Origin of the sequence: Pseudomonas sp. Irchel s3b2 (assembly GCF_900187445.1) — a bacterium.
Taxonomy (GTDB): Bacteria; Pseudomonadota; Gammaproteobacteria; order Pseudomonadales; family Pseudomonadaceae; genus Aquipseudomonas.
On record NZ_FYEB01000003.1, the window covers coordinates 41,659 to 60,632 of the forward strand.

An 18,974-nucleotide genomic window follows, 5' to 3' on the forward strand; every position below is an offset into this window, starting at 1 on the left:
GGGCAAGTGTCCGGCCCTGTTCCGTTCATGGCGACTAAGCGCTGAGCATAGAGCACTTCAGCGCACATCGGCAGATCGGCTCAGTGGCTGGCGCTGCACAACTCAGCGGTGGCGCGTACCTGGGCAAGCTCGCGCAATGGCGCTTGGGCGCCGGCTTTATTGGCCTTGGCCAGCCAGGACGGACACTGCGGGTCGTTGCGATAAGGGCGGAAATCGGCCAATTGTTGCAGCAGGCGTTTTTGTAACTGATCGAGTTGCGGGCGGATCTGCCCAACGAGATCGGGGCGAGGATCATTGGGCGCCTTGCCTTGCGCATGCCAGTCAGACAGGTGCGCGTATTGCACCAGTTTGTTGGCCTCGATCTGCGCCGAGAAGAACTGTTCGACGGCTTCGTTGCTCAATTTATAAGCAGGTGCCAGGGCGACGGCGCCGGCAATGACTTCGCGCTCGCGCTGACGGTCTTCGACCGGTTTGCCACTGTCCCATTTGCTAAGCGCGACCTGATCGGCAATCGCCAGGCGTTCTTCGATGGTGCCAAGCAGCGGGGCGAGGGCGGCAGGTGCCGGGCTGGCAAAAGCGCTGTTGGTCAGCAGGGCGGTGAGCAGGGCAAGGCATGGGCGTAGGCGCATGGGGCATCTCGGCTTTATCGGATGAAGGCCATGATGCACGCAACCGGGCACCCGATGACAGACGATCGCCCATAAAAAAGGCCTCCCGAAGGAGGCCTCTCTTTGTCACGCCGCGTGTCGCAGCGCTACCGGATCAGCAGCTGTAGTACAGCTCATATTCCAGTGGGTGTACGAAGGTACGAACCTTGATTTCTTCTTCGCTTTTCAGAGCGATGTAAGCGTCGATGAAGTCGTCGCTGAAAACGCCGCCTTTGGTCAGGAACGCACGACCTTTGTCCAGCTCTTCCAGGGCTTCTTTCAGGCTGCCGCAAACTTGTGGGATCTCTTTCGCCTCTTCAGGCGGCAGGTCGTACAGGTTTTTGTCAGCGGCGTCGCCTGGGTGGATCTTGTTCTGGATGCCGTCCAGGCCAGCCATCAACAGTGCAGCGAAGCCCAGGTACGGGTTAGCTGCTGGATCCGGGAAGCGAGCTTCGATACGGCGAGCACGAGGGCTGGACACGTAAGGAATACGGATCGAAGCCGAACGGTTACGAGCCGAGTAAGCCAGCATCACTGGCGCTTCGAAACCTGGGACCAGACGCTTGTAGGAGTTGGTCGACGGGTTGGTGAAGCCGTTCAGAGCCTTACCGTGCTTGATGATGCCGCCGATGAAGTACAGAGCGGTATCGGACAGGCCAGCATAGCCTTCGCCAGCGAAGGTGTTCTTGCCATCTTTGGCGATGGACAGGTGAACGTGCATACCCGAACCGTTGTCGCCGTACAGAGGCTTAGGCATGAAGGTCGCGGTGCGGCCGTAGGCGTCAGCAACGTTGTGTACGCAGTATTTCAGGGTTTGAACTTCGTCAGCCTTGGCAACCAGGGTGTTGAACTTCACGCCGATTTCGTTCTGGCCGGCAGTCGCCACTTCGTGGTGGTGAACTTCGATGACCAGGCCCATTTCTTCCATGGCGTTGCACATGGAGGTACGGATTTCGTGGTCGTGGTCGAATGGCGGAACCGGGAAGTAGCCGCCTTTGACGCCTGGACGGTGGCCTTTGTTGCCGCCTTCCACGTCCTGGTCGGACATCCACGAACCTTGTTCGGAGAAGATTTTGAACATGGAGCCGGAGATGTCGGACTTGAACTTCACTTCGTCGAAGATGAAGAATTCAGGCTCTGGACCCACGAATACGGTGTCGCCGATACCGGTCGACTTCAGGTATTCCTCGGCACGCTTGGCGATCGCACGTGGGTCACGGTCGTAGCCTTGCATGGTCGAAGGCTCGATCACGTCGCAAACCAGGATCAGGGTCGGCTCTTCGGTGAACGGGTCGAGAACGGCAGTGCTGTCGTCCGGCATCAGGATCATGTCGGAGGCTTCGATGCCTTTCCAGCCAGCGATGGAGGAACCGTCGAACATTTTGCCTTCTTCGAAGAAAGCTTCATCCAGCCCATCGCGAGCCGGCATGGTCACGTGGTGCTGAGTGCCTTTGGTGTCCGTGAAGCGCAGATCAATCCACTTGACGTCATGATCTTTGATGAGTTGAACCGACTTCGACATAGTGTCCTCCGGGTGGCTTAGGGCTAGTAGTGGATGCCCTTAAATGTGGGTGATGCCGGCGCGAATACTCTGCCAAGGCAACCTGCCTCACAAGGGAGCAAATTGCATGCCAGTGCCCCACCATGGGTTTTTTGCCCCAATATCACGCTTATAAAGGTGTAGTGCCTCGAAAAGCGCAAAACCTTGCCCTGTAATGTAGCGTCGAAATCCACAAATGACCTGTTTTGGTGCGCACAAAACCTTCTGCACATTAACTGGTTAAACCTTGAGCAATTTCCGCTATAATCCGCGCCCCCCTTTTTCGGCTGGCCCAGCGCGCGCTGTTTTCATGAAACTAATCGTAAAAGTCTTCCCCGAGATCACCATCAAGAGCCGCCCGGTACGGATGCGTTTCATCCGCCAGTTGGCCAAAAACATCCGTACCGTGCTCCGCGATCTGGACCCGGCCGTGGTGGTGAACGGTGTGTGGGACAATCTCGAGCTGGAAACCCGCGTCAGCGACCCGAAAGCCCTGAAGGAGATGACCGAGCGCCTGAGCTGCATGCCGGGCATCGCGCATTTTCTGCAGGTCGATGAATACCCGCTGGGTGACTTCGACGACATCGTCGCCAAGTGCAAACAGCATTTCGGTGATGCTCTGGCCGGGAAGATTTTTTCGGTGCGCTGCAAGCGTGCCGGCAAGCACGAATTCAGCTCCATGGACGTCGAGAAATACGTCGGCAGCCAACTGCGTCGTCAGTGCGGCGCCGCCGGAATCTCGCTCAAAGAGCCGGAAATTGAAGTTCGCATCGAAATTCGCGACAAACGGTTGTTCGTGATCCACAGCCAGCACAACAGCATCGGCGGTTATCCGCTGGGTGCCCTGGAACAGACGCTTGTACTGATGTCCGGTGGCTTCGACTCCACTGTCGCCGCCTACCAGATCATGCGCCGCGGGCTAATGAGCCATTTCTGCTTCTTCAATCTGGGCGGACGTGCCCACGAACTGGGCGTCATGGAAGTCGCGCACTTCATCTGGAAGAAGTACGGCAGCTCCCAACGCGTGTTATTTGTCAGTGTGCCGTTCGAGGAAGTACTGGGAGAAATTCTCGGTAAAGTCGATAACAGTCATATGGGTGTAGTTTTGAAGCGTATGATGTTGCGCGCTGCTTCCCGTATTGCCGATCGGCTGGACATCGAAGCGCTGGTCACCGGCGAAGCGATTTCCCAGGTGTCGAGCCAGACGTTGCCGAACCTGTCCGTGATCGACTGCGTGACCGACAAGCTGGTTTTGCGTCCGCTGATCGCCAGTCACAAACAGGACATCATCGACCTGGCCAACGAAATCGGTACTGCCGACTTCGCCAAGCACATGCCGGAATACTGCGGGGTCATCTCGGTGAACCCCAAGACTCACGCCAAGCGCCATCGCGTGGAGCATGAAGAGAAAGAATTCGATATGGCGGTACTCGAGCGTGCGCTCGAGAACGCCAAACTGGTACCGATCGATCGCGTGATCGACGAATTGGGCCAGGACTTGCAGATTGAAGAAGTCAGCGAAGCGCTGGCGGGGCAAATCGTCATCGACATCCGTCATCCTGATGCCGCTGAAGACGACCCGCTTACGCTTTCTGGCGTCGAGGTACAAACGATGCCGTTTTATGCACTGAACGCTCGTTTCAAGGAACTGGACCCTACTCGCCAGTACCTGCTCTATTGCGACAAAGGCGTGATGAGTCGCCTGCATGCCCACCATTTGCTCAGTGAGGGGCATGCCAATGTGCGCGTTTATCGACCGAGCTAAGTGCCCGGGGCTGTTTGCCTGTGGCCTGCGTCACCGGCCCCCCGACGCCGCCGTCAAGCTGTAACGGCTTTACGGACGCAACGTTAATCGCTGCCAAGACTTGTCAGCACACCGAATCCTCTGATCGAGATACACAAGTGATCGAAAATCTACGCAACATCGCCATCATTGCTCACGTTGACCATGGTAAAACCACCCTGGTAGACAAACTCTTGCGTCAATCCGGCACCCTGGAGCGCAACGAGCTCAACGACGAGCGCGTGATGGACTCCAACGACCAGGAGAAAGAACGCGGTATTACCATTCTGGCGAAAAACACCGCCATCAACTGGAACGGCTACCACATCAACATCGTGGACACCCCGGGCCACGCCGACTTCGGCGGCGAAGTTGAGCGCGTAATGTCGATGGTTGACTCCGTTCTGCTGCTGGTTGACGCTCAAGACGGCCCTATGCCGCAAACCCGTTTCGTGACCAAGAAGGCTTTCGAAGCCGGCCTGCGTCCAATCGTGGTCATCAACAAGGTTGACCGTCCAGGCGCGCGTCCGGACTGGGTTCTGGACCAGATCTTCGACCTGTTCGACAACCTGGGTGCTACCGAAGAACAGCTGGACTTCAAAGTCGTCTACGCCTCGGCCCTGAACGGTATTGCTGGTCTTGACCACACCGAAATGGCTGAAGACATGACCCCGCTGTACCAGTCGATCATCGACGACGTACCAGCACCGAAAGTCGACCGTGACGGTCCGTTCCAGATGCAAATCTCCGCTCTGGACTACAACAGCTTCCTGGGTGTTATCGGCGTTGGCCGTATCGCTCGTGGTCGCATCAAGCCGAACACTCCGGTTGTCGCTATCGACGCCGACGGCAAGAAGCGCAACGGCCGTATCCTGAAGCTGATGGGTCACCACGGTCTGCACCGTATCGACGTTGAAGAAGCAGCTGCCGGCGACATCGTCTGCATCAGCGGCTTCGAACAACTGTTCATCTCCGACACCCTGTGCGACCCAACCGCTGTTGAAGCGATGAAGCCGTTGACCGTCGACGAGCCAACCGTTTCCATGACCTTCCAGGTAAACGACTCGCCTTTCTGCGGTAAAGAAGGCAAGTTCGTGACCAGCCGTAACATCAAGGAACGTCTGGACAAGGAACTGCTCTACAACGTTGCACTGCGCGTTGAAGAAGGCGACTCGGCTGACAAGTTCAAAGTTTCCGGCCGTGGTGAGCTGCACCTCTCGGTACTGATCGAAACCATGCGTCGCGAAGGCTTCGAAATGGGTGTTGGTCGTCCGGAAGTGATCATCCGTATGGTTGATGGCGTCAAGCACGAACCGTACGAAAACGTGACCATCGACCTGCCGGAAGAATCCCAGGGCGCGATCATGGAGCAAATGGGTCTGCGTAAAGGCGACCTGACCAACATGGTTCCGGATGGCAAGGGCCGTGTGCGTCTTGAGTACAACATCCCGGCACGTGGCCTGATCGGTTTCCGTAACGAGTTCCTGACCCTCACTTCCGGTGGCGGCATCCTGACCTCGATCTTCGACCGTTACGACGTGATGAAGTCCGGCGACATGTCCGGCCGTCAGAACGGTGTACTGGTGTCGGTAGCGACCGGTAAGGCACTGACTTACTCGCTGGAAACCCTGCAGGCGCGTGGCAAGCTGTTCGTAGAACACGGCCAGGACATCTATGAAGGTCAAATCGTTGGTCTGAACAGCCGCGACAACGACCTGGGTGTTAACCCGACTAAAGGCAAGAAGCTCGACAACATGCGTGCTTCGGGTAAAGACGAAACCATCGCTCTGGTTCCACCTGTCAAGTTCACTCTGGAGCAAGCTCTGGAATTCGTACAGGAAGACGAGCTGTGTGAAGTCACTCCTAAGTCCATCCGTCTTCGCAAGAAGATCCTGGGCGAAAGCGAGCGTACCCGCGCTGCCAAGAAAAGCGGCAACTGAGTTTCGACTTAGTTAAGGCTTAAAAAAACGCCCCCGACCGCAAGGTCGGGGGCGTTTTTTTTGTCTGGGGTTATATGTGGTGTTTGTGAGGGTCTCTTCGCGGGCAAGCCTCGCTCCTACAAGGTTTGAGGTGTTCGCGCTAACCCTGTAGGAGCGAGGCTTGCCCGCGAAAGCAATCTGTCAGACAGCGGGATTCCGGATCAGAACTTATCCAGCGTCCGCGGATTGCTCTCACGCACCACTTCTTTAGGCTTGTACGCGCAATACCCCGGCCGCGGTCCGATTTTCGGGTGGTTGCGGCAGGTGTCCGGGCGCTTATCATAAATAGTGCACAAACGGCTCTTACGATCCAGGTACAGGCAATCGTTGTTGCTCATGCGCTGAAGGGTGAAGATCTCGGACTTCTGGTTATAGCGCTCGACGATCCCTTCCTTTTGCAAACGCTTGGCGATGTTCTTCGGCGGGTCGCCACGCTCGAATTCGTCGACGATGCCGATACGGATCAGATCCTTGATCTTGACCTCGACCGGCAAGGTGCAGCAGCTGGACACGCAGGAACCGCACATTGGGGCAGAGTACTTGGCCCAGGTATCGAGGCGATCGATCTCCGCGGCGGCGATCAGGTTGGGCTTCATCATCGGTTGTTACCAGCGTGTGCATCAGGGCGCGCGATGATACCGGGACTGGTGGATTTTTGAACAACCTTTCGCCAGATTTTTTTGCTTGGCGCAAAATAGTCCTTGTGTCCGGCACGACCCCTGCATTGTTTCAGGCACGCGATAACCTGATGCCGATATCTCGCACTAATAGGGAAAACTGCCGAACCAGAGTCTCAATGGTCTGTCAGACCGACTAGGCTCAGACAACTTCACGCTCGCTCGAGGTCTTATCGATGACTCAAGAACCACTTGTTCGCGAAGCAGAGGTGGCCGCATTCCGCGATGCCGTCTTGACCAAGCTTACCTATGCGGTGGGCAAAGACCCGGATCACGCCTTCGACCACGACTGGTTCGAAGCCATCGCCCTGGCGGCGCGCGATCATATGGTCGAGCACTGGATGGACCACACCCGGCAGATCTACCGTAAAGGTCAGAAGCGGGTCTATTACCTCTCCCTTGAATTCCTGATCGGCCGCTTGCTCTACGACAGCCTGAGCAACCTCGGCCTGCTCGATGTGGCCCGTGAGGCCATGACCGAGCTTGGCGTCGACATCGAACGCATTCGTCTGCTGGAGCCCGATGCGGCACTGGGCAATGGAGGCCTTGGACGTTTGGCGGCATGCTTCATGGAAAGCATGTCGACCCTCGGCATCGCCGGCCATGGTTACGGCATTCGTTACGAGCACGGTTTGTTCCGCCAAGCCATCGTCGACGGCTGGCAGCAAGAGCAGACCGAGCACTGGCTGGATTTCGGCAACCCGTGGGAGTTCGAACGGCCAGAGGTCGCTTACCCGATCGGCTTTGGCGGCAGTGTCGAAACCGTGACCGATGAAAGCGGTAAATCCAGGCAAGTCTGGTCCCCGGCGGAAACCGTGCGGGCCATTGCCTATGACACTCCGGTGGTCGGTTGGCAAGGCGCGAGTGTCAATACGCTGCGACTGTGGCGTGCCCGGGCGATGGAAGAGTTGCACCTGGAGCGCTTCAACGCTGGCGATCACTTGGGCGCGGTAGCAGAAGTGGCCCGGGCCGAAAGTATCTCCCGCGTGCTCTACCCCGCGGACAGCACCGAGGCCGGCCAGGAACTGCGCCTGCGGCAGGAATACTTCTTCGTCGCCGCCTCTCTGCAGGATTTGTTGCGCCGCCATCGCAACATGCACACCTCGGTGCTGACCTTGGGCGATCACGCGGCCATTCAACTCAACGACACGCACCCTTCGATTGCCGTGGCCGAGCTGATGCGTCAGTTGGTCGACGTTTATGACGTGGCGTGGGATGCGGCGTGGCAGGTCACTGTCGACACGCTGTCGTACACCAACCACACGCTGTTGCCGGAAGCGCTGGAAACCTGGCCGGTCGGTTTGATGGAGCGGATGCTGCCGCGGCACATGCAGATCATTTATTTGATCAACGCCCAGCACATCGACTCATTGCGGGCCAAGGGCGTACACGATTTCGACGTGTTGCGTGCGGTATCGCTGATCGAGGAGGACAACGGTCGTCGGGTGCGCATGGGCAACCTCGCGTTCCTTGGTTCTCACAGCGTCAACGGTGTGTCCGGCCTGCACACGCAGTTGATGCGCAGCACGGTGTTCTCTGAACTGCATAAACTCTATCCGGAGCGGATCAACAACAAGACCAACGGCATTACCTTCCGCCGTTGGCTCTATCAGGCCAACCCCGAGTTGACCTCGATGATGGTCGATGCCCTCGGCCCGGATCTGCTGGATAACCCCGAAGAGCGCCTGATAGGGCTGGAACCGTTTGCCGAGAAGGCTGAATTCCGCAAACAGTTCGCCGAACAGCGGCTGCACAGCAAGAAAGCCCTGGCGTACCTGATTCATGAGCGGCTGGGGGTCGCGATCAACCCGGCGGCGATGTTCGATGTGCAGGTCAAGCGAATCCACGAATACAAACGTCAGTTGCTCAACCTGCTGCACACCGTTGCGCTGTATCAGGCAATTCGTGCCGAACCGGAAATCGACTGGGTGCCGCGGGTGAAAATCTTCGCCGGCAAGGCAGCGGCCAGTTATCACCAGGCCAAGCTGATCATCAAGCTGACCAACGACATCGCCCGGGTGGTCAACAATGACCCGACCGTGCGCGGTCTGCTCAAAGTGGTGTTCTTGCCCAACTACAACGTCAGCCTGGCTGAAAGCATCATTCCGGCGGCAGATTTGTCGGAGCAGATTTCCACCGCCGGCTTCGAAGCCTCGGGCACCAGCAACATGAAGTTCGGCCTCAACGGCGCGCTGACCATTGGCACCATGGACGGGGCCAACGTGGAGATGAGCGAGCGCATTGGTGTCGAACACATGTTCATCTTCGGCCTCAGCGCCGAGCAAGTGGAAGCGCGCAAGCTCAACCATGAATTCAGCGCGGCACCGGACATTGCCGCCTCCCATCGACTCAACGACGTGCTGCAAGCGATTCGCGGCGGGGTGTTCTCACCGGACGATCCATCCCGTTACACCACGCTGATCGATTCGCTAGTGGATCACGACCGCTTCCTGGTCTGCGCCGACTTCGACTCTTATTGGAACGCACAGATGCGAGTCGAGGCGCATTGGCACGACTCCAAAGAATGGTGGCGCTCGGCGGTATTGAGCAGCGCGCGGATGGGTTGGTTCTCATCCGACCGGACCATTCGCGAGTACGCCACGGATATCTGGAAGGCGTTGGAGTAACTTTTAGTAATAATTGCGAGTCAGGTCCGACGGTTGTTGGGCCGGACCGATATACTAAGCACCAGTTTCGCCGGATGTTTCAGTGACCGCTGCGCGAACGTCTTCGCGGGCAAGCCTCGCTCCTACAAAAGGACATTGATCGCTGTAGGAGCGTGGCTTGCCCGCGATGACGTCAGTGCAAACGCCACAAGGCAATGGGCCGCTTAGGGATATCGACCATGCAATGGATGTTCATGCTGATTGGGCTGCTGCTCGGCTGGATGCTTGACGAGTCGTTCAGCGATGCACTGTTGGGCGCTTTGCTCGGGCTGGGCATCGGCCAGGCCATTCGCATCGGCCGCTTGACGACTCAAACCGCCGAGCAGCGACGCTTGCTGGATCAGGCGCAGGTTGCGCTGAATGCGGTCGAGCAGCGATTGACATTGCTGGAAGTGTCGGGCGTCAAAACGCCTGAAGCCAGTGAATCGGTGGCCAGCGAACCCATTCCATCTCCTGAAATCATTATCGAGCAAGCCCCTGTCGCCACCGCGGAATTGGTCTGGGAACTGCCGCCCGAACTCGAATCGATCACAGCGGCCACCACAGAAACCAGTCGTCCGCAGCCCGTCGATGCCTGGAAACCCGAGCCCGCCACCCGCGAACCACAGCAACCGGCAGCACCTCGCGGCCCGAACTTCATCGAACGCGCCATCAGCGGCGCACGCAACTGGCTGTTCGGCGGCAATACCGTGCTGCGGGTCGGCGTGGTGCTGTTGTTTCTCGGCCTGGCCTTCCTGTTGCGCTACGCCACCGAAGGCATGGTGGTGCCAGTCGAGTTGCGTTACGCCGGTGTCGCGGGGGCGGCCTTGGGCTTGCTCGCGCTGGGCTGGTGGTTGCGCCTGCGCAATAGCAATTACGCACTGATGCTGCAAGGCACCGGGATCGCGGTGTTGTACCTGACAGTATTTGCCGCGATGCGCCTGCACCCGCTGCTCGACCCGACGGCGGCGCTGGGCTTGCTGGTGGTAGTGACGGTGTTCTCGGCGGTTCTCGCTATTACCCAAAACGCCCTGGGCCTGGCCGCCGCTGCCGCGCTGGGCGGTTTCGCCGCACCGATCCTGACTTCCACCGGCGCTGGCAACCATGTCGCGTTGTTCAGCTACTTCGCCTTGCTCAATGCCGGCATCCTCGCCATCGCGTGGTTCAAGGCCTGGCGGTTGCTCAACCTGATCGGTTTTGTCGGCACCTTCGGCATCGGATTGGCCTGGGGCCTGCGTTCCTATACACCGGAATTGCTGTGGAGCACCGAGCCGTTTCTGATTCTGTTTTTCCTGATGTACCTGGCCATCGGGTTGTTGTTTGCTCGGCGCAAGCTGCTGGAAATGAGCGATGCGCCCGAGGACGACAGCCGCGATGCACTGCTGCACTGGTCGGCGCGCAAGGGCGATTACGTTGACGGCACGATGCTGTTCGCGCCACCGCTGGTGGGCTTCGGTTTGCAGTTTGCGTTGGTGGAGCACCTGGAATTTGCCGCTGCTTTCAGCGCCTTGGCGCTGGGCATGATTTACATGGGCCTGGCCCGGTTGCTGATGGGCGGTCGAACGCTGTTATTGGCGGAAACCTGTCTGGCGCTGGGGGTGATCTTCGCCAGTCTGGCGATCCCCTTGGGGCTCGACGCGCGTTGGACCGCGGCTGCCTGGGCGGTGGAAGGCGCGGGGATTTTCTGGCTCGGCCTGCGCCAACAACGACCGCTGGCGCGAGCCTTTGCCTTGCTGCTGCAACTGGGCTCGGCACTGGCCTTCCTCAGTGAATTGCGCAGCGGCGAGAACAGCCTGCTCGATGGCGCCCCGTTGGGGGCGTTGATGCTCGGCGTGGCGCTGCTGTTCAGCTTCTACCAATTGCGCAAAGCATTGCCCGAACAGGCGTCGCAGTGGGAGCGCAAAGGATTGCCGGTGTTGGCTTGCCTGGGCCTGACCTATATCTATCTGCTGGCGCCGCTGTTTTTCCTCACTCACGGCACGGCGATCAGTTGGGCGCTGGCAGGGTTGGCGACGCTGTTCGTCGGTCTGCGCCTGCAATCGCGAACCTTCCTGTTCACCGCGTTCACCGTACAGCTGCTCGGCGGTGCGTTGTTCCTGTTGCGGCTGCAAGGGGCGGGCGGTGAGTCGGCTGCGGTATTCAGTGCCGGTTGGAGCGGTTTGCTCAGCGCGTCTCTGATCGGGCTGGCGTTGATCGCCGGGATGTTGCTGGCGGCCCGCGACGAAATGGTGCGCAGCGATGTGCGTTTGCTGCGCGGCTTGTCAGTGGTGTTGCTGGCCGGTCTGGTGCTGATCAACCTCGCCGTGCTGTTCGTGTTGCCATGGCAAACCGCGAGCGCGGTGTGGGCCGCCAGTGGTTTATTCATCATCTGGCTGAGCTTGTACCTGAAGCAGCGCGTGAGTTTTGTCTTTGGTCTGTTGTTGCAGGTGATCGGCGGCGCTGCGTTCCTGTTCGCCGGGCCGGATCTGCTCGGCCCGCTGCTCAGCGAAGGGCTGCGACCGTTGGCGCATAGCGGTTTCTGGACGCCGCTGGTGCTGGGTCTGGCTGCGTTCGTCGGGGCCTGGCGTTTGCAGCTCGGCAATCATGCTTCGGCCTTTGATGGGTTGAGCCTGCAGCGCTTGTCCGAAGTGTTGCTGGTGTGGGGCGCGGGTTGGTGGGCGCTGGCATGGGTCAGCGAAGTGCTGCGCTTTGCGCCTGTGAATCTGCAGGCGACGTTGTTGCTGGCCGTCGCCGCCGTGAGTGTCGCGCTGTGGACGGCATTGGCGCTGCGCCTGAAGTGGTCGTCGCTGGGCCTGCTCTGCACCTTGTTGATTCCGGCCACCGGTCTGGTGTTACTCGCGGCCTGGCATGCGCGTTATCACCCGGCAGGTAACTTCGGCTGGCTGGTTTGGGCCGCGGTGTTCGTCGTGCATTTCGTCTCGCTGCGGCGTCTGGCGCCGACGCTGCCCGCGAGCGCCCTGAGTACCGCCCATGTTTTCGGCTGCTGGCTGTTGATCGGAGTGCTGGCTCTGGAGCTGCGTTACGGTCTGCTGCTTTTGTCGGAGCAGTACAACGCCTGGCGCTGGTTGGGTTGGGCGATTCTACCGAGCCTGTATCTGGTGCTGATCGCCGCACCGCGTGCATGGCGATGGCCGGTGTCGGAGTATCCTCGCGAGTACCGGGTCTATGCCGCTGCGCCGTTGGCCTTGTTGATGCTCGGCTGGTTCTGGCTGGCGAACATCGCCAGTGATGGCGCCGCCGAGCCATTGCCGTATGTGCCGCTGATCAACCCGCTGGAGCTGGGCCTGCTGTTCGCCCTGTTCGGCATTTATGTCTGGTCCCGCAGCGCGGTCACGCAATTGGCGATTCGCCAGGAGTACGCCGATAACGCAACGCAAGTGATCGCCGGGGTTTCGTTGTTCGTCTTCTTCACTGCGCTGGTGATGCGCGCGGCTCACCATTGGGGCGGCGTGCCGTTCGCGCTGGATCTGCTGCTTGAATCGATGCTGGTGCAGGCGGGTCTGTCCATCGTCTGGACCCTGATGGCCCTGAGTCTGATGATCGGTGGGCATCTGCGTCATCGTCGCGAAGTCTGGCTGATCGGCGCGGCGCTGATCGCGCTGGTGGTCGCCAAGCTGTTCTTCGTGGAACTGAGTAACCGCGGCGGACTGGCGCGGATCGTGTCGTTTATCGGCGTTGGCGTGTTGCTGTTGGTGGTGGGCTATTTCGCTCCATTGCCGCCCAAGCGTGCCGAGGCTGTGCCGGATGTTGAAAAACCGGCCCCTGAAACCGAAGGAGTGTCGTCTTGAGTCAGAAGCTGAACCTGGGCTGGTGGGGGGCTGTGGTGTTGGGTGTGACGCTGTCGGCCGGTGCGCAGGAAAAACCGGCGGACTTCGCCACGCAGGTGCCATTGTCGGTAAGTGGCGAGGGCCCGTGGTATCGCCTGGAATTACCCTTGGGCGTGCAACTGAAGGCGCGGCAAACCGATCTCAGCGATCTTCGCGTGTTCAACGCCGTCGGTGAGCCGCAGGCGTACGCGCTGGCCCGGGAACCCGCGCAGACCCGCGAAAACCGCACGCTGAACGACGTGAAGTGGTTCCCGTTGTACAACTCGGCGGATGCCACCGAACGCGCGCCGAGTGTGCGCGTGCAATCGAACACCAACGGCACGTTGATCGAAGTGCAGCCGTCCAGCCAGTTGGAGGCGGGCGAAGAAGAGCTGCGCGGCTGGTTGCTCGACGCCAGCAGCATCAAGGCGCCGTTACAGCAATTAATCCTCGATTGGACCAGCGATCGCGACGGTTTCCAGCGTTTCAGCATTGAAGTCAGCGACGATTTGCAGCATTGGCAGTCGTGGGGTGAAGGGCAGGTGGCGCGTCTGACGTTTGCCGACGAACGGGTCGAGCAACATGAAGTCGGCCTGCCGGGGCAATCGGCGCGCTATTTGCGCTTGCTGTGGAGTTCACCGCAGTCGGCACCGGTGCTGACTTCGGCGCAACTGGAAAGCGCCAACCCCCGCACCTTGCCGCTGCCGTTGGTCTGGTCGCAACCGTTGCCTGGCACCAGCGTGAAGGCCGGTGAGTACATCTGGCAATTGCCGATGGGGTTGAACGTCCAGCGCTTGCAGATCGAACTGAGTCAGCCCAACAGCCTGGCACCGGTGACGTTGTCGGGTCGCAGGGAAACCAGCCTGCCATGGCAACCGCTGACCAGCGGTTTGCTTTATCGCCTGACCCAGAATGGCCAGGACGTAGTGCAGAACGAATTGCAGCTGCCGGGCCAGACCGTACAGCAGTTGAAGCTGACAGTGGATGAGCGTGGCGGCGGCTTGGGCGCCGAAGCGCCGACGGTTCGGTTTGCCGTGCGTTCCACGCAACTGGTGTTCCTGGCGCGTGGGGCCGGGCCTTATACGCTGGCGCTGGGGAGTGCGACGGTGAAGGCGGCGAATTTACCGTTGTCGACACTGATTCCGGAATACAGCGCTGCGAAGTTGGCGGCGTTGGGCAAGGCGACGGTTGAGGGTGGGGTCGTGGTGACACCAGCGGCGACAGCGCCAACGGTGGTGGACACGAACTGGAAGAAATTCGGGTTGTGGGGGGTGTTGTTGCTCAGTGTGCTGTTTCTGGGGGCCATGGCGTTCAGCTTGTTGCGCAAGCCACCCGTCAAATCCTAGGCTGGCGCTTCGCGCCAGATCGCGGGCACAGCAAAACCGTGTTGACGGAAAGGCTCAGGGTGTGAAGGCGTCCTTCCGGCCACCAAAAATATTGAAACTGCCGCCAATCACGGCCCCATTTCGAACTACGCTCAACCCCGCGCATGAACTCTATTAGGCGTATCACGTCTGATAGGAGGAAATGCGCCCCGACTCGCGTTAAACTGCGCGGGTTTTTAGCCCCCCATTCCGGAGTCTTCCATGTCCCGCGTTACCTTGAGTCGCTATTTGATTGAGCAGACCCGCAGCAACAACACTCCTGCCGATCTGCGCTTCCTGATCGAAGTGGTGGCGCGTGCCTGCAAGGAGATCAACCACGCCGTGTCCAAAGGCGCCCTGGGTGGCGTTCTGGGCAGCATGGGCACTGAAAACGTCCAGGGCGAAGTGCAGAAAAAGCTCGATGTGATCTCCAACGAGATCCTGCTCGAAGCCAACGAATGGGGCGGTCACCTGGCCGGCATGGCGTCCGAGGAAATGGACAATGCCTACCAGATCCCGGGCAAATACCCGAAAGGCGCGTACCTGCTGGTATTCGACCCGCTGGACGGTTCGTCGAACATCGACATCAACGCGCCGGTCGGCACGATCTTCTCGGTACTGCGTTGCCCGAACGAATACCTGACCCAGAACGAGCCCTTGAATGAAAAGGCCTTCCTGCAGCCAGGTACCCAGCAAGTGGCCGCCGGCTACGCGATCTACGGTCCGCAGACCATGCTGATCCTGACCCTGGGCGATGGCGTGAAAGGCTTCACCCTGGACCGTGAAATGGGCAGTTTCGTACTGACCCACGAAAACATCACCATTCCTGAAACCACCCAGGAATTTGCCATCAACGCGTCCAACCAGCGTCACTGGGAAGCACCGGTACAGCGCTACGTCGGCGAATTGCTGGCAGGTGATGAAGGCCCGCTGAAAAAGAACTACAACATGCGTTGGGTTGCCGCAATGGTCGCCGACGTGCACCGCATCCTGAACCGTGGTGGCCTGTTCATGTACCCACGCGACAGCCGCGAGCCGTCGAAACCGGGCAAACTGCGCCTGATGTACGAAGCCAACCCGATGTCGTTCCTGGTGGAACAGGCGGGCGGCGCGTCTACCGACGGCCACCAGCGCATCCTCGACATCCAGCCGGAAGGCCTGCACCAGCGTGTTGCGGTGTTCCTCGGTTCGAAAGAAGAAGTTGCCCGCGTTACGGCTTACCACAAGGAATAAACCATGACCGCGCCCTGGCAGCCGTTACTCGAATGGTGGTTCGGATCTTTCGAATCACCCAACGAAATAGCGGCTGACAAGGGCAAGTTATGGTTCGGCAAGCGCGACAGCCAGGACCTCGAAGCGCGGATGCGTTTCGGGGACCAGGTCGAGCAGGCACTGGCCGGCGGATTGACCGAATGGGTGCAATGCCCAGAAGGTTGGCTAGCCTTGGTGCTGCTGCTCGATCAACTGCCGCGAATGATCTTTCGCGACACCCCCAAATCCTTTTCAGGCGATCTCAGGGCTCAAGCACTGGTAGCGCAAGGCATTGCTGCGGATTTCGATCGGCAACTGCGACCCATCCAGCGGGTGTTTATCTATCTGGTGTTCGAGCACTGCGAAAATCTGGCGGTGCAGAACGAAGCGGTTTCGCGGTTTCTTGATCTGGTTGAACAGCAACCGGAGGCGGATCGGGCGGTGTTTGCCGACAACCTGGATTATGCCGAACGGCATCAGAAGATCATTGCGCGGTTTGGTCGGTTTCCCCATCGCAATGCGGTGTTGGAGCGCGAATCTACGGCTGAGGAGCTGGAGTTTTTGAATGGGCCGGGGTCGCGGTTCTGATGGGCACTCACGGATTCCCTTGTAACAGTCGCTTCACCAGCAATGTCGGCAGGTTTTTCCGTGTATCGGCAATGATGTGGACGTAAACCGTTTGCTCCCGCACTTCATAAATGATCCGGTTCATTCCTAAGACAATTTGTCGATATTGACTAAGATTGAGCTTCTCAATCTCTTCCGGGACTGACCCGGCATAGGGCTGGCTTCCCAAATGACGGATGGCTGCTTTCAGATTGGCGTAGGTGTTTTGCCATGTCTGTGTAGAAAATTGTTTGGTGAGATAGGTACGAATTTCTTTGAGGTCTGTTTCGGCGGACTGAAGAATGACGACCTTTAAGCTCATTGATGGTCGGCCTTGTCCATTTCTGCGAAGACGTCTTCGGCATCCCGAAACTTGCCCTCTTCAATCTCCCGATTACCCATTGCCAAGAGCTTTAAAAGAGCCATTGTGTCTTCTTGCTCTTCAAAGCTTTTCACATCCATGACCACGAGCTTCGCTTCACCGTTTTGGGTAATCACCAAGGGTTCACGGCTCTCGGTGAGCGTTTTAACGATTTCCGCAGTGTGGCTTTTCAGGTAACTGATCGGTTTGATTTGAGATGAAAGCTTCATGGGATGAGCCTCGTCAGTTTGAATAGGACTGAGTTTAGTCTTAATTCAGTCCTGCGTCAGGCTGCACCGACCAACGTTTCCTGTAGAGCGAGTTTCGGTTTTAGATTTTCGCTGCAGCCAATGCCGACTTGCCCGCGAAGGGGCCCTTGAAAACACTAGATCCTGAAACTGCCAACCAACTGCTTCAACCGCGCTGCCTGCTGCTCAAGATCGGCACACGCACGCAAGGTCGACTGCAAGTTCTCCACACCTTCCTGGTTCAGCGTGTTGATTTCGGTGATGTCGACATTGATCGACTCGACCACGGCAGTCTGCTCTTCGGTCGCGGTCGCCACGGACTGGTTCATCCCGTCGATCTCACCGATGCGCTGCGTCACGCTGCCCAAGCGTTCGCCGGCCTGGTTGGCGATGCCAACGCTGCTTTCGCTCTGGCGCTGGCTGTCGGTCATGGTGCTGACCGCTTCCCGGGCGCCGACTTGTAGTTCTTCGATCATCTTCTGCACTTGCTGCGCCGAATCCTGAGTGCGGTGGGCGAGGTTGCGTACCTCATCCGCGACCACGGCAAAACCACGACCGGCTTCACCGGCACGGGCTGCTTCGATGGCCGCGTTGAGTGCCAGCAGGTTGGTTTGCTGCGAGATGCTGGTGATCACTTCCAGAATCTGGCCGATGTTCACCGTGTTGCTGTTCAGGGTTTCGATGTTGCCGCACGAATCGCTGATCTTCGCCGACAGCTGCTGCATCGCGGCGATGGTTTTATCCACCACTTGCTGACCGTCTTCAGCCAAGGCGCGGGCGTCGCTCGAGTGTTGCGAGGCGAGGGCGGCGTTCTGGGCGATTTCCTGAGCGGCGGCGCCGAGTTCGTTGATCGCCGCAGCCACGCTGCTGGTGCGTGAGGCTTGTTGATCGGAGTTGAACATCGACGAATTAGAAGCGGCGACGACCCGCAAGGCGACTTCGTTGACCTGACCGGTGGCCGAGGACACTTCGCGGATCGAGGTATGAATACGTTCCACAAAACGGTTGAACGAGGTGCCCAGCGCACCGAATTCGTCCTGGCCGTGAATGGTCAGACGCTTGGTCAGGTCACCTTCGCCCTCGGCGATGTCATGCATGGCGCGGCCCATGGTCAGCAGCGGTTGCATCAGCACGCGGATCAACATGCTCAGCAGCGCGATGATGATCACCACGGCAATGATCATGGCGATGATCGCCGAGGTGCGGAATTCGCTGAGCATCGAGAATGCGGTTTCCTGATCCAGCACCAGCGCTACGTACCAATCCGCCGATGGCACACCGTTGATGTGAGTGAAGGAGATGAACTGGGTTTTGCCGTCCAGCTCGACTTCCTTCAGGCCCTGACTGATTTTCGGCGCACCGTTAGGGTAGGCGTCGGCCAGGTTCTTGAGCACCAGTTTGCTGTCCGGGTGGATCAGGATCTTGCCGTCGGCGCTGACGATAAACGCATGGCCATGACCGCCGAAATTCAGCGAGTTGATGATCGCGCTGACGCTGGACAGGTCGATATCTGCGCCGGCGACGCCGATCATTTGATTCTGATGCTTCACCGGCGTGGCAACGGTGATCACCAGTTTGCCCGACGATGCCGCGATGTAGGGTTCGGTGACGATGGTCTGTTGCGCGTTGTTGGCCGCCTTGTACCAGCCACGGGCGCGGGGGTCGTAGTCGGCGGCGCGATTGCCGGCCGGGACCGAGAACATCACGCCATCGGTGCCGCCGAAGTAGCTCAGCTGGAAGTTGCTGGTGTAGGCCGGCAGGTCGATGGCACGTTTGAGGTTGGCTTGGGCGCTGCCGTCCACGGCGATCTGCTGGGACAGCGATTGCAGCAATTGAATGCGGCTTTCCAGCCAGGTCTGGATGTTGCTGGTGGTCAGGCTGCCGAGTTCCTGCATCGAGGACTCGGTACTGCTGCGCAGGGTCTGCCGCTGGCGGTAATCGTTGAACAGGATGAAGCAGGCGAATGCAACGGCCACCACGAGAGCGGCTGCCAACAAGATTTTGTGGCTGAACTTCATGTTTTTGGTCATTAAATGAGCTACCGCGAAGGGGCTGGTCAACAAGGGG

General features: G+C 59.0%; 13 protein-coding genes and 1 pseudogene. 7 read left to right on the forward strand and 7 right to left on the reverse strand.

What is annotated here, in order from left to right:
• Positions 1 to 80: 80 nt before the first annotated feature.
• The gene (locus CKW20_RS09800; protein WP_095052744.1) at positions 81 to 629 is read right to left on the reverse strand and encodes a chorismate mutase; all 549 of its coding nucleotides are present in this window, start codon (positions 627 to 629) and stop codon (positions 81 to 83) included.
• Between the two features lie 133 nt (positions 630 to 762).
• Entirely contained in the window at positions 763 to 2,169 is a 1,407-nt protein-coding gene (gene glnA, locus CKW20_RS09805; protein ID WP_007907861.1) for a glutamate--ammonia ligase, read from the reverse strand.
• A gap of 328 nt (positions 2,170 to 2,497) precedes the next feature.
• Between glnA and thiI the strand changes: the two genes are divergently transcribed.
• Together thiI and typA are read left to right on the forward strand one after the other, a co-directional pair.
• Positions 2,498 to 3,952 carry a tRNA uracil 4-sulfurtransferase ThiI gene (thiI, locus tag CKW20_RS09815; protein WP_095052745.1) on the forward strand — a complete coding sequence of 485 codons (1,455 nt, stop codon included), beginning with the start codon at positions 2,498 to 2,500 and terminating at the stop codon, positions 3,950 to 3,952.
• Positions 3,953 to 4,089: 137 nt separating this feature from the next.
• Entirely contained in the window at positions 4,090 to 5,910 is a 1,821-nt protein-coding gene (gene typA / locus CKW20_RS09820) for a translational GTPase TypA (RefSeq protein ID WP_095052746.1), read from the forward strand.
• 200 nt (positions 5,911 to 6,110) lie between these two features.
• Here typA and CKW20_RS09825 read toward each other — a convergent pair whose 3' ends face one another.
• Entirely contained in the window at positions 6,111 to 6,548 is a 438-nt protein-coding gene (locus CKW20_RS09825) for a YkgJ family cysteine cluster protein (RefSeq protein ID WP_030129267.1), read from the reverse strand.
• A gap of 254 nt (positions 6,549 to 6,802) precedes the next feature.
• On the opposite strand from CKW20_RS09825, the gene CKW20_RS09830 reads away from it, so the two are divergent.
• From CKW20_RS09830 to CKW20_RS09850, 5 genes are all read left to right on the forward strand, one after another.
• Positions 6,803 to 9,253, forward strand: a complete 2,451-nt coding sequence (locus tag CKW20_RS09830) for a glycogen/starch/alpha-glucan phosphorylase (RefSeq protein WP_095052747.1) — start codon at positions 6,803 to 6,805, stop codon at positions 9,251 to 9,253.
• A 218-nt stretch (positions 9,254 to 9,471) separates the two neighbouring features.
• Entirely contained in the window at positions 9,472 to 13,059 is a 3,588-nt protein-coding gene (locus tag CKW20_RS09835; protein ID WP_095052748.1) for a DUF2339 domain-containing protein, read from the forward strand.
• Positions 13,056 to 14,423, forward strand: coding sequence for a DUF3999 domain-containing protein (locus CKW20_RS09840; RefSeq protein ID WP_095052749.1), 1,368 nt, complete (start codon positions 13,056 to 13,058; stop codon positions 14,421 to 14,423). The genes CKW20_RS09835 and CKW20_RS09840 overlap by 4 nt, the downstream gene beginning before the upstream one ends.
• Before the next feature lie 240 nt (positions 14,424 to 14,663).
• The gene (locus CKW20_RS09845; protein ID WP_038978569.1) at positions 14,664 to 15,674 is read left to right on the forward strand and encodes a class 1 fructose-bisphosphatase; all 1,011 of its coding nucleotides are present in this window, start codon (positions 14,664 to 14,666) and stop codon (positions 15,672 to 15,674) included.
• Between the two features lie 3 nt (positions 15,675 to 15,677).
• Positions 15,678 to 16,280 carry a DUF924 family protein gene (locus CKW20_RS09850; RefSeq protein WP_095052750.1) on the forward strand — a complete coding sequence of 201 codons (603 nt, stop codon included), beginning with the start codon at positions 15,678 to 15,680 and terminating at the stop codon, positions 16,278 to 16,280.
• Positions 16,281 to 16,287: 7 nt separating this feature from the next.
• Here the strand turns inward: CKW20_RS09850 and CKW20_RS09855 are convergent, their stop codons facing one another.
• The 4 genes and pseudogenes from CKW20_RS09855 to CKW20_RS30120 all read right to left on the reverse strand — a co-directional run.
• Positions 16,288 to 16,620, reverse strand: a complete 333-nt coding sequence (locus CKW20_RS09855) for a type II toxin-antitoxin system RelE/ParE family toxin (protein ID WP_095052751.1) — start codon at positions 16,618 to 16,620, stop codon at positions 16,288 to 16,290.
• Positions 16,617 to 16,889, reverse strand: coding sequence for a type II toxin-antitoxin system Phd/YefM family antitoxin (locus tag CKW20_RS09860; RefSeq protein WP_030129260.1), 273 nt, complete (start codon positions 16,887 to 16,889; stop codon positions 16,617 to 16,619). The genes CKW20_RS09855 and CKW20_RS09860 overlap by 4 nt, the downstream gene beginning before the upstream one ends.
• A gap of 155 nt (positions 16,890 to 17,044) precedes the next feature.
• Positions 17,045 to 17,809 carry a methyl-accepting chemotaxis protein gene (locus CKW20_RS30115; RefSeq protein ID WP_370694726.1) on the reverse strand — a complete coding sequence of 255 codons (765 nt, stop codon included), beginning with the start codon at positions 17,807 to 17,809 and terminating at the stop codon, positions 17,045 to 17,047.
• A 93-nt stretch (positions 17,810 to 17,902) separates the two neighbouring features.
• Positions 17,903 to 18,937: pseudogene (locus CKW20_RS30120) on the reverse strand (cache and HAMP domain-containing protein); the annotation flags it as partial.
• Between the last annotated feature and the right edge of the window lie 37 nt (positions 18,938 to 18,974).